Consider the following 13548-nt stretch of genomic DNA (forward strand, 5'->3'; position numbering starts at 1 on the left):
GAAAGTCTCCTTCGCTTGGACAATTAGTCGGATTCGGTTGCCAGCTGTTGCAACAGGGCCTTGACCGGGGCGGGCAGCCCCCGCGCGTCAGGCCGGCGTGTGTTATACCAGACTCTTTTACTCGGTTCCATCATCCGCGTGGGGTCCCCCCGAATCGTGCCGCACAGCGGCTGGATGTCGAGATGAAAGTGGCTGAAGGTGTGACGCAACGGGGCCTGCGGGGTCAGCTCATCCGCCTCCAGGCCGAGCTGGCTGGCGCACCACTGCTGTGGCGGGGTGTCCGGCGGGCACTCGGGAAAGCTCCACAGCCCGCCCCAGATGCCCGCTGGCGGGCGCTGTTCCAGCAACACTTCGCCGGCGGGGTTTTGCAGGATCAGCATGGTGGTCTGGCGCACCGGCAGGGCCTTGCGCGGCTTGCGGCCGGGATAATCGTGGGGATTGCCCTGCCGGCGGGCCTGGCAATCCTCGGCCAGCGGGCAGGCGGGGCAGTCGGGCTGACGGCGCCGGCAGACGGTGGCGCCCAGGTCCATGATCGCCTGGGTATAGTCTCGGACCCGCTGTGTCGGGGTGGCGGCCTCGGCCAGCTCCCAGAGGCGGCGCTCCACCGCCTTATCGCCCGGCCAGCCGTCGACGGCGTGGTAGCGCGCCAGAACCCGTTTGGCATTGCCGTCGAGGATGGCAAAGCGTTGATCCCGGGCCTGGGCCAGAATCGCCCCGGCGGTGGAACGGCCGATGCCGGGCAGGGCCAGCACCTGCTCGAAGTCGTCAGGAAAATCGCTGCCATGCTGATCCCGGATCTGTTGTGCGGCCTTGTGCAGGTTACGCGCCCGGGCGTAGTAACCCAGCCCGGTCCACAGATGCAGCACCGCGTCCAGTTCGGCATCGGCCAGTGCGCGGATGTCGGGGAAGCGGGCCATGAAGCGCTCGAAATAGGGGATCACCGTGGCCACCTGGGTCTGCTGCAGCATGATCTCCGAAATCCAGACCCGGTACGCAGAGCGCTCCTGCTGCCAGGGGAGATCGTGGCGACCGGACTGATCGAACCAGTTAAGCAGACGCTGGTCGAAGCGGGCGGGTTGCTGCGCGGTTTGGCTTTCAGGGGGCATCGGGGGCGGATTGTTCCAGGTTGTTGATCAAAGTAGTGCTCTCGCTGAGCAGTTTGTGTTTGAAGATGGCCGTGCCGATCAGCGGCGGCACCCAGAAGCGCGGCTGCAAATCGGCGCTGAGGGTGACATGGGTGCCACGCTCGGCCGGCGCAATATGCCACAGGGTGCGCCCCGAGTGAAAATCGCTCTGTTGGGGATCGTCGATCAGGCGGATATAGCCCTGGCCCAGGGTAGTGGCGATCTGTACCTGGGTGACCCGGCGGCAGAACACCAGCACACAGCCTTCGCTGATCACCTCCACGCGCTGCCGGTGGTCCCGGGTGTCGATCACCCGGCTGCTGACGATCACATCGCTCAAGCGGTGCAACTGATCATAGTCGGTAAGTTGTCGGTAAACCTCGTCGGTCGGGACGTCAATTTGCATTTGCAGGTGAATCAGAAAATGATCGCCGTCGCGGCGCACCTGTGAGTGCAGCACTTCCCCGGCGTGCAGGGCGGCGGGACACAGGCAGGCCGCCAGCAGCGTCACGAACCAGCGGCAGGCAGGCTTACTTGAACAGTTTCTTGAGTGCGTCGCCAGCCTTCTCCTCCAGCTTCTTTTCAATCTCCTCTTTTTCCTGTTCGATTTTTTCGTCGGCTTTCTTTTTCACTTTGGCCCTGGCTTCGGCTTCCATCTTGTCCAGCACCTTGCGGCTCTCGGCGCGCAGGTAATCGCTGAAGTCCGGTTGTGGCGTCAGGCTGTCGAGCGGACCCTTGAAGTGAATCTTGAACGGCGTCTTGTCCATCTGCTCATAGCTCTCGCCTTCTGCCACTTCACCTTTGGAGGTCAGCTTGATAAAGGCGGTGTAGTCACTGTACAGGCGTACCAGATCGAAACTGCCTTCGCCGCGGATGCGACCGAAGGGCAGGCGTGCCCGCAGATCCTTGTTGCGCGCCAGGCCGTTTTTGATTTGCACCGTACCGGTCACCTCGGAAAAGTAACTGGCGTTGTCCGCCTGCGGATTCTTGATGCCAGCGAACTGCTGTTTGATGTTGTCCAGGCGGGTTTTGGCTTCCACCAGGTTGGCGGCGTTGGTGACAGCTTTGATGTCGTTGTCGATCTCGTTGACCACGTTTTGCAGTTGCGCCATGTCGATGTCTTTCACCTCGGCCTCCTGGACAGCAAACCGGCTGTTGCCGCTCAGGGTCTTGCGAATGGCATCGGGATCGTTACCCCGCGCGGTCAGATCGAGTGACAGGTCGGTGCGGCCACGCAGTTTGTCGTCGCCCCACAAATCCTTGAGCAGGGGGCCGATCTGCACACCGGCCAGGGTTTCATTCAGTGTCAGGCGCGGGGTGTCGCCGCGGACATCCAGGGTGATATCGCCGCTGTAATTGCCCTCGTACAGTTGTGCCCCCAGTGGGTGCAGTCGAACCCGACCGTCCCGGGCCCTTGTGGTGATCCGGATCTCGTGGGAACGCAGGTTCATGGCCTTGAGCCGATCGATGCGCAGTGTGCCGCCGATATCCAGCGGGCGAATGATTTCCACCGGGATCAACTCCGTGGTGGCGGCCGCCGCGGTGGCCGGCGTGGCGGGCACGGTCTTGCTGTCGGAGGCTGACGTGTCGGCAGATGGGGCAGCCTCGCTGGCGTCGGCCGGCGGCGGCAGGTAACGGTCTACGTCGATTTGATTGAGTGTCAGCGCATAGGTGATCGCGGGGCGGCTGAAATTGCTGATCGCCAGTTCACCGCTCAGCTCGCTTTCATCGAACTGTACAAACAGCTCCGGGATACGGATCTGTTGGAGATCGCCGTCGATTGTCGCATTCAGTTGCGCCGTTTGCAGTGCCTGCTCGTCGGCCATCGGTGGCAGTTCGATCTGCAGCTTTTTCAGCAGCATTTTGGGGGAGAACGGTTCCAGTGCCACACTGACTTTATACCTGGGTGCTTGCAGAATCTGACTGGCCTCGATGTCCGTTTGCAATTGCAAGTCGAATGTCTCGAGAGAGAAGGCCTCGGCGGTGGCCGTTTGCCGGGCCAGATCCAGATGAATCCGCGGCCCGTTCAGCCTGATCTCGGCCTGATTGCCGGGGATCAGGGTGCTCTTCATGTCAGTGTGAAATTGCAGCTTCTCGGCCAGCAACTGCTGTTGTTCCAGGTGCGCGGTGATCTGCACCGAGAGGCGGCCCCTGGCATCGACCTGCGGCGCGCGGCTTTGCAGACGAAAGTCTGCACTGACCGGGATGGGAGTGGCCAATGCGATGCGCCCGAGCGTCAGATTCAGGGGCGCCACTTCGACGTATTGCCCGGTGGATTGATCGTCCCAGACCACTCGTGCCTGGCGTATTTCCACTCCCGCCACGGCCAGTGCCGACAACGGCGAGGGACCACCGGTATCCGGCGCCGCGTCAGGTGCTTGCTCCACCGGCGCCGGGTGCAGCAGATCATCCCAGTTGCTGACACCGGCGGCATTACGTTGCAACGTCACATCCAGCCCGCCCAGGATAATCTGGCCGACTTCCAGCTCGGCGAACAGCAATGGCCACAGTCGGACCCGCATCTCGACCTGTTCCACCGCGGCAAAGGTGTCGGGTTCGAAGCCGGGCGCATTGCCCAGTCGGGTCTCACCCAGTTCCACGCCCAGCCAGGGAAAGAAACTCCAGCGAATGTCACCCGGGATGCTCAGCTCACGGCCGGTCTGCGCCTCGACCGTGTCGATGATCTGTGCCTTGTAGTCGTTGGGATCGATCACCAGGGTGACCACTGCAATACTGGCCAGCACCAGTAACACCAGAGCTGCCAATGTGATCAAAAAGATTTTTAAAATCGATTTCATGGGTTGTCCTGTCACCATCCGAACGGGCTAACGTATTAAAGTAAGAGTGTATTACAGGGGTAAACCGCTGTCTGTTGGTTGGTGCCGAAAACGGGATTAAGGGTGTCGGATACAGACAGGGAGATCCTCGACCCCGGGTCTGATTCGGCGAGTCGCACGCGCTGACCGGGTTATGTTCGATGCACCGGCGGGCAGAGCGAGGTCGCCTGAAAGTGGAGCGGGTGATGGGAATCGAACCCACATTAGAAGCTTGGGAAGCTCCGGTTCTACCATTGAACTACACCCGCAGGCTCGCGCTATTCTAGCGCGAGCAGGGGCGAGGTACTAGGTACTAGGGACGAGGAAAACCAGCCCCGGGCAGGTTCAGGTCTTTGCCCCTGGTAACCAGACACCTGCGTCGAGCAGAGGCGAGGTACCAGGTGCCAGGGAAATTCGGGTCCGGGTGCTTGCTGTTTCAGATTTGTCTTTGTGGGAGCGCTTTACAAGCGCGATGGTCAGAGGCAGGGCAGTCGCCGTGGCAAGGATCTCCCATGAGTCCTTCGAACAGCGCCGGGTACGCGCCCCTTGCGCTTTTTGAATCGGGCTCCCTTGATCCTGACGAAGTATGCCCGCAACTGGTAAGATACCGCTCTTTACCGTGGCGGCGGCCGGGTTTCCCTTATTTTTACGTGGCGTTTGGCGGCAGGATTATGCAGATCATTGTTAATGGCGAGCAGAAACAGATCGAGTCAGGTCTGACGGCGGCGGCGCTGGTCGAGCAGATGGGCCTGGGCGGGCGGCGTATCGCCATGGAGGTGAATCTGGAGATCCTGCCGCGCAGCCGCTATGGCGAGCATACCTTTACCGACGGTGACCGGGTGGAAATCGTCCATGCCGTGGGTGGCGGTTGACCTGTCTCGCTGCCCGAGAGGGTATAATCTTTTTTTTCACCCGCCCGATTTTCAGGAAGGATTATGAGCAGCAGTAAACAAGATACCCCGTTGACCATTGCCGGCAGGGAATACCACTCCCGCCTGCTGGTCGGCAGCGGCAAGTACAGGGATCTGGAAGAAACCCGCCTGGCCACCGAGGCCTCCGGCGCGGAGATCGTCACCGTGGCGGTTCGCCGCAGCAACATCGGCCAGAATCCGGACGAGCCCAACCTGCTCGAGGCCATCCCGACGGACAAATACACCATCCTGCCCAACACCGCCGGCTGCTATACCGCTGAGGATGCGGTGCGCACCTGTCGCCTGGCCCGCGAGCTGCTGGACGGCCACGATCTGGTCAAGCTGGAAGTGCTGGGCGACGAGAAGACCCTGTTCCCCGATGTGCAGCAAACCCTCAAGGCGGCCGAGACCCTGATCAAGGACGGCTTCAAGGTGATGGTCTACACCACCGACGATCTGATTATCGCCAAAGAGCTGGAAGCCATGGGTTGCGTGGCGGTGATGCCGCTGGCCGCGCCCATCGGTTCGGGGCTGGGGATCCGCAATCCCTATAACATCCGCTTTATCATCGATGAGTTGAGCGTGCCGGTGCTGGTGGATGCCGGGGTCGGCACCGCGTCCGATGCGGCGGTGGCCATGGAGCTGGGTTGCGACGGGGTGTTGATGAACACCGCTATCGCCGGCGCGCAGTATCCGGTACTGATGGCCTCGGCCATGAAAAAGGCGATCGAGGCCGGCCGCGAGGCTTACCTGGCCGGGCGCATGCCGCGCAAGCAGTACGCCAGTGCCTCATCGCCGCTGGATGGGACCTTTTTCTAGGCAGCCTTTGAGTTAAAGGGTCATTGCGAGGAACAAAGTGACGAAGCAATCTTTAGCCGATTGATTTGTCTTCGCCAGATTGCCGCGCGAAGTTTATGCCCTCAAGGGTGCTCGCAATGACCTGGAACCGCCTTTAAGAATTGGTGAGAAATTGGATATCGTTCCGTCTGGTTGCCGCGTGCCACTGTATGATCCAGGTCAGCTTTTTCCGATCAGGCTCTCTTCACCTTTTAACAGCCGGGCAATATTGCTGCGATGGCGCCAGAAGGAAAGCACGGCCATGGCGGCGCTGGCAATCACCAGCTCCCATACCGGGCCGAGTATCAACCACGTATAAACCGGCGCCAGTGCCATGGCGACCAGCGCCGACAGGGAGGAGATCTTCAAGCCCTTGGCAATAAACAGCCAGGTGGCGGCCGTCGCCAGACCAACCCAGAAGCCAAACCCGAACAGGACGCCCAGCAGCGTCGCCACGCCCTTGCCGCCTTTGAACCGGAAAAACACCGGATACAGATGGCCGACAAAGGCCGCGAAGCCGACCAGCCCCAGCACCAGCGGACTGACCTGCAGCGTGATCGCCAGCAGTACCGGCAGCAAGCCCTTGAGCATATCGCCGAGCAAAGTAATGGCGGCGGCCTTCTTGCTGCCCAGGCGCAGCACGTTGGTGGCGCCAGGGTTGCCGGAGCCCGTGCCGCGCGGATCGGGCAGCCCCGCCAGCTTGCAGACAATGATGGCGGATGAGAGCGAGCCGAGCAGATAAGCGCCCGCTATCAGACTGTAATCGATGATCGCCATGGATAAATCCTCCCCACTGGAGGCCGGATTATAGAGGGATTGGCGCAAGCCGTGTATAGTTGTGCGCCAGTTGATCAGGCAAAGTTGTACGAGTATGGATATTATCTACCTCAACGATCTGCGCATCGATACCGTCATCGGTATCTATGACTGGGAGCGGCGCATCAAGCAGACCGTGGTGCTGGATCTGGAAATGGGTGCCGACATCCGTCAGGCCGCCGCCAGCGACCACATCGACGATACCCTGAACTACAAGGCGGTGGCCAAGCGCATCATCGGATTTGTAGAAGAGAGTGAATACCAGCTGGTGGAAACCCTGGCGGAAAAAGTCGCCGAGATCATTCTGGGCGAATTCGACGTGCCCTGGGTGCGGATCCGGCTCAACAAGCAGGGCGCGGTGCGTGGCGCACGGGACGTGGGCGTGATCATCGAGCGCGGCACGCAGGCCTGATATGGCGCAGATCTATATCAGCATTGGCAGCAATATCGACGCGGAACACAATATTCGCGGCGCCATCCATGCACTGAGAGAACAGTACGGTGAACTGATCCTCTCCCGTGTCTACGAAAGCGCCTCGGTCGGCTTCGAGGGCGACAACTTTCTCAACCTGGTCGTCGGATTGAAAACGCAGCAGCCCGTACAACAGGTCCTTGATACCCTGCACGATATCGAAAACCGGTTTGGCCGCAAACGCACCGGCCCGCGTTTTTCATCCAGAACCCTGGACCTGGATCTGCTGCTCTACGACGACCTGGATTTGCAGGACCAGGGCATCGACCTGCCGCGCGAAGAGATCACCCACAACGCCTTCGTCCTGCAACCCCTGGCCGAGATCGCCCCGGATCTCAAACATCCCCAAATACAGAACACCATGTCGGAACTGTGGCAACAGTTCGACAAGGCCAGCCAGTCTCTCTGGCCGATTCCTTTTGAATGGAAATAAAAAGAGATTAACCACCAAGACACCAAGACACGAAGTAATAAATAATTCAATCTGGCCAGGGGAGGAAATTATCTCCAGCCGCGGGACATAATCATATGTAATGTGACCCGGTTAAATTGATGACTGAACACTAAGCCAACATCTTCATAATAAAATTATTTGTGATCTTCTTGGTGTCTTTGTGTCTTGGTGGTGAAGCCTTTTTTTATGAATTCAGCGACCGCCCGCCGTCGACGGCGAGGATCTGGCCGGTCATGTAGCCGGCGTCACGGATCAGATACAGAATCGCTTTGGCAATGTCATCCGGGCTGCCGCGGCGTTTGAGGAAGGTGCGTGAGATAATTTTTTCCTTATCTGCGTCTTCCAGGTTTTCCGGCCAGAGAATGGCGCCGGGGGCGACGCCGTTGACGCGGATCTCGGGGCCGAGTTCGGCGGCCAGGGCCTTGGTCATCATGCCCAGTGCGGCCTTGGCCATGCTGTAGATGGGAAAGTTGCGCAACGGCCGTTCGGCGTGGATGTCGACGATGTTGACGATGCAGCCTTGCTGTTCTTGCAGATACGGGGCCGCCGCCTGGCTCAGGAAAAACGGCGCCTTGACGTTGGTGCCCATCAGGTCATCCCACTGCGCAACACTGGCCGATTCGACGGGGGTGGAATAAAAGGTCGAGGCGTTGTTGATCAATACATCGAGTCGTCCCCAGACCTGCGCGGCCTGTTTGGCCAGTTGCCGCAGCTCGTGGGTGTGATGCAAATCGGCCTGCACCAGCACCACCGAATCGGCGCGCTGGTGTTCCAGTTCCAGTTGCAGGTTTTCCGCCGCCTCGCGTGAGTGGCGATAATGCAGCACGATGTTCATGCCCTGCTCGTGCAGCAGGCGTGCGGTTGTGGCGCCGATCCGGTGGGCCGCGCCGGTAATCAAAACCACCTTGTGTTCAGACATGCTGTGTTATCCTTCGGTTTTCGCCACCAGCCGTACACTTTAAACGTAATCAGTCGATGAATACAGCGGATCCCCATTCCGGGCGCGGCGCGCCGATCGAACGCTTTCCCCGGCGCTTGCGCCAGAGTCAGGTGGATCTGGCCGACTGGCCCGAGCCCGATGCGGCAGCGCAGCAACACAGCCTGAACCTGATCGAGGCGATCCGTGAACGGATCGTAACCACTGCCGGCGGCGCGATCCCCTTCCATGACTATATGCAGGCGGCCCTGTATACGCCGGGACTCGGTTACTACGCCGCCGGCAGCAGCAAGTTCGGCGCCGCCGGCGATTTTGTCACCGCGCCGGAAATTTCGTCTTTATTTGCTGAATGTCTCGCCGAAGCCCTGTCGCCTGTATTAAAGAGCCGGCCTGACTGGGATCTGCTGGAAGCGGGGGCCGGCAGCGGCATACTGGCCGCGCGGTTGTTACAGGACTGGCAGGCAAAGGATTGTCTGCCGCGACACTATTATATACTGGAGCTGAGCGCCGATCTGCGCGAACGCCAGCGGCAACAGCTCGAACAACACTGTCCCGAATTGTTATCCCGGGTGCAGTGGCTGCAAAACTGGCCGACAGATTTTAACGGTGTGGTGCTGGCCAACGAGTTGCTGGACGCGATGCCTGTGCATCGGGTTCACAAGCGCGAGGGCCAGTGGTACGAGCAGACTGTCGGGTTTGAGCAGGATGGCTTTGTCAGCGGCGAGCAACTGCTTGTCAATGAACAGTTGCAACAACACCTGGCGGCGATCGAACAGCCGCAGCCGTTACCCGATGATTATCTGAGCGAAATCAATCTTGATGCGGCGCAGTGGATTGAATCGCTTGGTGAACAGATGCAGCAGGGCATCGTGTTGTTGATCGATTACGGTTATCCGCGCCACGAGTATTATCATCCCCAGCGTCAGCGCGGCACGCTCATGTGCCACTATCGCCATCGTGCCCATGATGATCCGTTTGTCTATCCGGGATTGCAGGATATCACCGCGCACGTGGATTTTACTTGTGTGGCGGACAGCGCCCTGGCGGCCGGATTTGGCGTGGCCGGTTATACCACCCAGGCGCATTTTTTGCTGGATGCCGGCCTGATGCAGCGGCTCGAACAGCACGGCGGTGATGAAGCCGACTATTTGCAACGTGCCGGCGAGGTCAAGCGTTTGACCCTGCCCCAGGAGATGGGCGAGATCTTCAAGGTGATGCTGCTCAACAAGGGCAGTACGGTATTACCGAAAGGTTTCAGCGGGCGTGATTTACGCCACCAATTATAACGAGAACCCGACATGCTTTTGATTCAGATCATCATCCTGGCCGTGCTCCAGGGATTGACCGAGTTTCTGCCCATTTCCAGCTCGGCGCACCTGATTCTGGTACCGCAACTGAGCGATTGGCCCGATCAGGGCCTGGCATTCGACGTGGCCGTGCATGTGGGGACGCTCTCGGCGGTGGTCTGGTATTTTCGCAGCGAAGTGATCACCATGGCACGCGACTGGGGGAGTTCCTGCGTGCAGCGCCAACAGACCGGTGATAGCCGCCTGGCCTGGGCGGTGATCCTGGGCAGTATTCCGGTGGCGGTCTTCGGCCTGCTGTTGCACGACCTGGTGGATACCACATTGCGCTCGCCGCTGGTCATTGCCTGGGCGACGATTGGTTTCGGATTATTGCTGTGGCTGGCCGATGTGATGGGCCGGCAGGTACGCGATGAACACCGCCTCGGCTGGAAGGATATCGTTTTCATCGGTCTTGCGCAGGCCGTGGCATTGATCCCCGGCACTTCCCGCTCGGGGATCACCATGACTGCCGGTCTGTTGATGGGGCTGACCCGCACGGCCGCAGCGCGGTTCTCCTTTTTGTTGTCCATCCCGGCCATATTGATGGCCGGGGGCTACGAGAGTCTGAAGCTGATTCAACAGGGCGGGATTGAATGGGCGCCAATCGTACTGGGCACAGTATTATCGGGTATCACTGCCTATCTGTGCATTCACTGGTTTTTGAAACTGCTGGATCGCATCGGCATGCTGCCGTTTGTCATCTACCGGTTGTTACTGGGCGCCGGTCTGTTATACGTATTTATGTAAGCGACCATGAGCGATAAACCCCGCGACAAGATTTATGCCTCGCCACAACCGATGATTGTGGACTTTGCCTTCGACGAGAAGGTGGCGGGCGTGTTTCCGGATATGATCCGTCGCTCGGTTCCCGGCTATGAGACGGTCATTTCCCTGCTGGGCCTGCTGGCGGAGCGTTATGCAAAGCCCGACAGCCGGATCTATGATTTTGGCAGTTCACTGGGCGCGGCGACACTCTCCATGCGTCAGCGGATTGCGCATGACAGTTGCCGGATTATCGCGGTGGACAACTCCACAGCCATGACCGAACGCTGTCGCCAGTTCCTGGCACAGGACGACTCTGGGATTAAGGACTCTGGGATTAAGGACTCTGGGGTTGAAGTGGATGTGATCTGCGCTGATATTCGCGATATCAAGGTAGAACAGGCCTCGCTGGTGGTGCTCAACTTTACCCTGCAGTTTATTCCACAGGCCGAGCGCCAGGCTCTGCTGGATCAGATCTATGCCGGATTGTTGCCCGGTGGTGCGCTGGTGTTATCGGAAAAGCTCGCATTTGATAACGACAATGAGCAGCAGTTTCAGAGCGACATGCACCTGGCCTTTAAAAAAGCCAACGGCTACAGCGAACTGGAGATCAGTCAGAAGCGCACCGCGTTGGAAAAAGTACTGGTTCCCGATAGTTTTGAAACCCATCGTGAACGCTTGCAACAGGCCGGTTTTAAAGAGGTCCATCAATGGTTTCAATGTTTTAACTTTGCTTCCCTGCTGGCGGTGAAATGATCGACTATTCCGGCCTGTATCAACGCATGGCGAATACCCCGCTGGCCGGCTGGGCGCAACAGTTGTCGGGGCAGATCGAAAAAAGACTGGATCCCAAACGCTATGGCGATCTGCCAAAATGGCAGGCCGCGGTGGCGGCGATGCCGGAGGCGCCACCGGTCAGTTGTGATTTCAGTCGGGGCGCGGTGCGCATCGGCGACGGCGGCGAACTGGACGACAAACAACGTGAGACATTAACGCGGCAGTTAAAACAACTGCACCCCTGGCGCAAGGGCCCGTTCGAGCTGTTCGGGATCCATATCGATACCGAATGGCACTCCGACTGGAAATGGGATCGATTAAAAGATCACATCTCACCACTGGCCGGGCGCACGGTACTGGATGTCGGCTGCGGCAATGGCTATCACTGCTGGCGCATGAAAGGTGCCGGTGCCGAGCTGGTCATCGGTGTCGATCCCACCCCGTTATTTACCCTGCAGTATGAAGTCATGCACCGTTATGCCGGCGAGCAGGGCGTGTATGTGCTGCCGCTGGGCATCGACGATGTGCCGGAAAAACTGGAGGCCTTCGATACTGTCTTCTCCATGGGCGTGCTGTACCACCGTCGCTCGCCCCTGGATCATCTGCTGCAATTGCGTGACTGTCTGGCTCCGGGTGGTGAGCTGGTGCTGGAGACGCTGGTGGTGGAAGGCGACGAGCATACCTGTCTGTTCCCGGAAGATCGCTATGCCCGCATGGGTAACGTCTGGTTTTTGCCCTCGGTGTTGATGCTCGAACGCTGGTTGCGACGTTGCCGTTTCACCAACATCCGCACGGTTGATGTCACGACTACCTCCACCGACGAACAGCGCGCCACCGACTGGATGACCTTCCAGTCCCTGGCCGATTTTCTCGACCCCGACGATCACCGCAAGTCAATCGAAGGCTATCCCGCCCCCAGGCGGGCAATAATCATTGCGCAGAAAGACTGAACAGACTCGTCTGACCAATAACGAGAATGTCAGGTAGCGCTACGCGCAACCTGACCTACGTATAAATGCTGTGCTTGTCCAAACTGCGTGACTCTCTCAACGCCGGAGAGATCCAGAAAGAAATTTTGCGGTTTTGCACCCAAACAACGGGCATAAACGTCTCTGCGAGACCATTGTTGCTTTAACTCAACACGAGGCAGGGCCAGCCGAGAATGTCAGTTCCGTACAATATTCTTCGGCTGGTAATCACACTGATCACAATCTATTCTCTGGTATACCGAGTCATCGATGACCTGATTGCAGATATGTGCACGCCGGGTGTCGCGTATATGGGGCCTGATCCAGGAACTGATATAGAGACAACTGCGGGACTCACGTAGCGTATCTGTGTAGTCGGGCAGAACGGTCCTCGCAATGTAGACTTCATCCAGTTGCACCTCCGGTAATACTTCCTTAAGCCTGTCCAGCATCCAGCGCAGGGTGATGTCCGATAATCCTTTTTCCTTATAGCTGCCGCCGATGTTCGAGTGCACGCCGGCGAACCAGCGCTGCTCAACGACCTGATCCTCGCACAGGTTATCGGCCAGCCACAGGGTCGGGGTGAAGGTGCGGCGTTTCTCATCGACGGCCACAGCATGAAAGGCGTGTTTCACATGCGGCGAGAGTTTTGTGTCGTGGAATTTATACAGCCATGAGGTGGTCCAGTTGAGCGATTTCAATGGAACCCCCAGCGCACCGACCGTGTCCCAGACGCCGAGAAAATGCACATCCCGGTCAACATGACTGTAGCGTTCGCGGTAGGCTTCAATTTTTTCCAGGTCGGTATCATGGTTGCGATACATTTCATAAGTCTGTTCGATCTTGCTGATATATTTTTTGCGCAACACGCCGAATTTACCAATCAGTCCCGCCAGGCTGCGGGCGGTATAGGCCCCGCGACTGAAACCGAACAACACCAGCCTGTCGCCGGGCTGGTAGTGTTCCACCACGAAACGATAGGCCTCCTGGATGTTCTCGAACAGGCCGTGGCCGAAGGCGCCACCGGTGAGTTTGTCCAGCCAGTTGCGCGTACCGACCCCTTCGTCATACCAGGTAAGCTGTTTCGGGGTGCTGAGGATAATGCGCGCCATTTTGGCCACGTTACTGGGGGAGATGACCCCGTCGTCTTTTTGATCGGCAGTGTTCCAGGTGCCGTCGGTGCAGATAAAGAGTGTTTTGCCCATCCGTGAGTTCCCTTATTATTATAAAGTGTAAAAATTTACTCCCGGTGCGGGATCAAATCAAGCACTCTGCGTCGCCCGCGGGTAAAGCCGAAGGATGCGTGACTGACGGCCGGGATGTGGCCT

At 58.9% G+C, this 13548-nt stretch carries 14 protein-coding genes and 1 tRNA gene; 8 read left to right on the forward strand and 7 right to left on the reverse strand.

The window, feature by feature from the left end; all coding sequences use genetic code 11:
• Nucleotides 1–23 precede the first annotated feature (23 nt).
• From mutY to U5J94_RS00405, 4 genes are all read right to left on the reverse strand, one after another.
• Nucleotides 24–1106 (reverse strand): A/G-specific adenine glycosylase, encoded by a 1083-nt coding sequence (mutY, locus tag U5J94_RS00390; RefSeq protein WP_322563667.1) that lies wholly within the window; start codon nucleotides 1104–1106, stop codon nucleotides 24–26.
• Nucleotides 1096–1635, reverse strand: a complete 540-nt coding sequence (locus U5J94_RS00395) for an SRPBCC family protein (protein ID WP_322563668.1) — start codon at nucleotides 1633–1635, stop codon at nucleotides 1096–1098. The genes mutY and U5J94_RS00395 overlap by 11 nt, the downstream gene beginning before the upstream one ends.
• A gap of 19 nt (nucleotides 1636–1654) precedes the next feature.
• Nucleotides 1655–3922 (reverse strand): AsmA family protein, encoded by a 2268-nt coding sequence (locus tag U5J94_RS00400; protein WP_322563669.1) that lies wholly within the window; start codon nucleotides 3920–3922, stop codon nucleotides 1655–1657.
• A 213-nt stretch (nucleotides 3923–4135) separates the two neighbouring features.
• Nucleotides 4136–4209 (reverse strand) — tRNA-Gly (locus tag U5J94_RS00405).
• A 402-nt stretch (nucleotides 4210–4611) separates the two neighbouring features.
• Between U5J94_RS00405 and thiS the strand changes: the two genes are divergently transcribed.
• The gene (gene thiS, locus U5J94_RS00410; protein WP_322563670.1) at nucleotides 4612–4812 is read left to right on the forward strand and encodes a sulfur carrier protein ThiS; all 201 of its coding nucleotides are present in this window, start codon (nucleotides 4612–4614) and stop codon (nucleotides 4810–4812) included.
• 63 nt (nucleotides 4813–4875) lie between these two features.
• On the forward strand, nucleotides 4876–5670 hold the full coding sequence (locus U5J94_RS00415) for a thiazole synthase (protein ID WP_322563671.1): 795 nt from the start codon (nucleotides 4876–4878) through the stop codon (nucleotides 5668–5670).
• A gap of 198 nt (nucleotides 5671–5868) precedes the next feature.
• On the opposite strand, the gene plsY is transcribed toward U5J94_RS00415, so the two are convergent.
• Nucleotides 5869–6465: a glycerol-3-phosphate 1-O-acyltransferase PlsY gene (plsY, locus tag U5J94_RS00420; protein ID WP_322563672.1), complete on the reverse strand. Its 597-nt coding sequence runs from the start codon at nucleotides 6463–6465 to the stop codon at nucleotides 5869–5871.
• 94 nt (nucleotides 6466–6559) lie between these two features.
• Here plsY and folB point away from each other — a divergent pair, with 94 nt between their 5' ends.
• Together folB and folK are read left to right on the forward strand one after the other, a co-directional pair.
• Entirely contained in the window at nucleotides 6560–6916 is a 357-nt protein-coding gene (gene folB / locus U5J94_RS00425) for a dihydroneopterin aldolase (protein ID WP_322563673.1), read from the forward strand.
• Between the two features lies 1 nt (nucleotide 6917).
• Nucleotides 6918–7409 (forward strand): 2-amino-4-hydroxy-6-hydroxymethyldihydropteridine diphosphokinase, encoded by a 492-nt coding sequence (gene folK, locus U5J94_RS00430; RefSeq protein WP_322563674.1) that lies wholly within the window; start codon nucleotides 6918–6920, stop codon nucleotides 7407–7409.
• A gap of 205 nt (nucleotides 7410–7614) precedes the next feature.
• On the opposite strand, the gene U5J94_RS00435 is transcribed toward folK, so the two are convergent.
• Nucleotides 7615–8349, reverse strand: a complete 735-nt coding sequence (locus U5J94_RS00435) for a pteridine reductase (RefSeq protein ID WP_322563675.1) — start codon at nucleotides 8347–8349, stop codon at nucleotides 7615–7617.
• Nucleotides 8350–8405: 56 nt separating this feature from the next.
• Between U5J94_RS00435 and U5J94_RS00440 the strand changes: the two genes are divergently transcribed.
• From U5J94_RS00440 to cmoB, 4 genes are read left to right on the forward strand one after another with little or no spacing between them, the layout of a single operon-like run.
• On the forward strand, nucleotides 8406–9653 hold the full coding sequence (locus U5J94_RS00440) for a class I SAM-dependent methyltransferase (protein WP_322563676.1): 1248 nt from the start codon (nucleotides 8406–8408) through the stop codon (nucleotides 9651–9653).
• 12 nt (nucleotides 9654–9665) lie between these two features.
• The gene (locus tag U5J94_RS00445; RefSeq protein ID WP_322563677.1) at nucleotides 9666–10460 is read left to right on the forward strand and encodes an undecaprenyl-diphosphate phosphatase; all 795 of its coding nucleotides are present in this window, start codon (nucleotides 9666–9668) and stop codon (nucleotides 10458–10460) included.
• A 6-nt stretch (nucleotides 10461–10466) separates the two neighbouring features.
• On the forward strand, nucleotides 10467–11231 hold the full coding sequence (gene cmoA / locus U5J94_RS00450) for a carboxy-S-adenosyl-L-methionine synthase CmoA (RefSeq protein WP_322563678.1): 765 nt from the start codon (nucleotides 10467–10469) through the stop codon (nucleotides 11229–11231).
• Nucleotides 11228–12202 carry a tRNA 5-methoxyuridine(34)/uridine 5-oxyacetic acid(34) synthase CmoB gene (cmoB, locus tag U5J94_RS00455; RefSeq protein WP_322563679.1) on the forward strand — a complete coding sequence of 325 codons (975 nt, stop codon included), beginning with the start codon at nucleotides 11228–11230 and terminating at the stop codon, nucleotides 12200–12202. Before cmoA ends, cmoB begins: the two co-directional genes overlap by 4 nt.
• Before the next feature lie 215 nt (nucleotides 12203–12417).
• Here the strand turns inward: cmoB and U5J94_RS00460 are convergent, their stop codons facing one another.
• Nucleotides 12418–13425, reverse strand: a complete 1008-nt coding sequence (locus U5J94_RS00460) for a DUF2235 domain-containing protein (RefSeq protein ID WP_322563680.1) — start codon at nucleotides 13423–13425, stop codon at nucleotides 12418–12420.
• Nucleotides 13426–13548: the final 123 nt, after the last annotated feature.

Source organism: Thiohalophilus sp. (assembly GCF_034522235.1).
Lineage (GTDB): Bacteria > Pseudomonadota > Gammaproteobacteria > UBA6429 > Thiohalophilaceae > Thiohalophilus.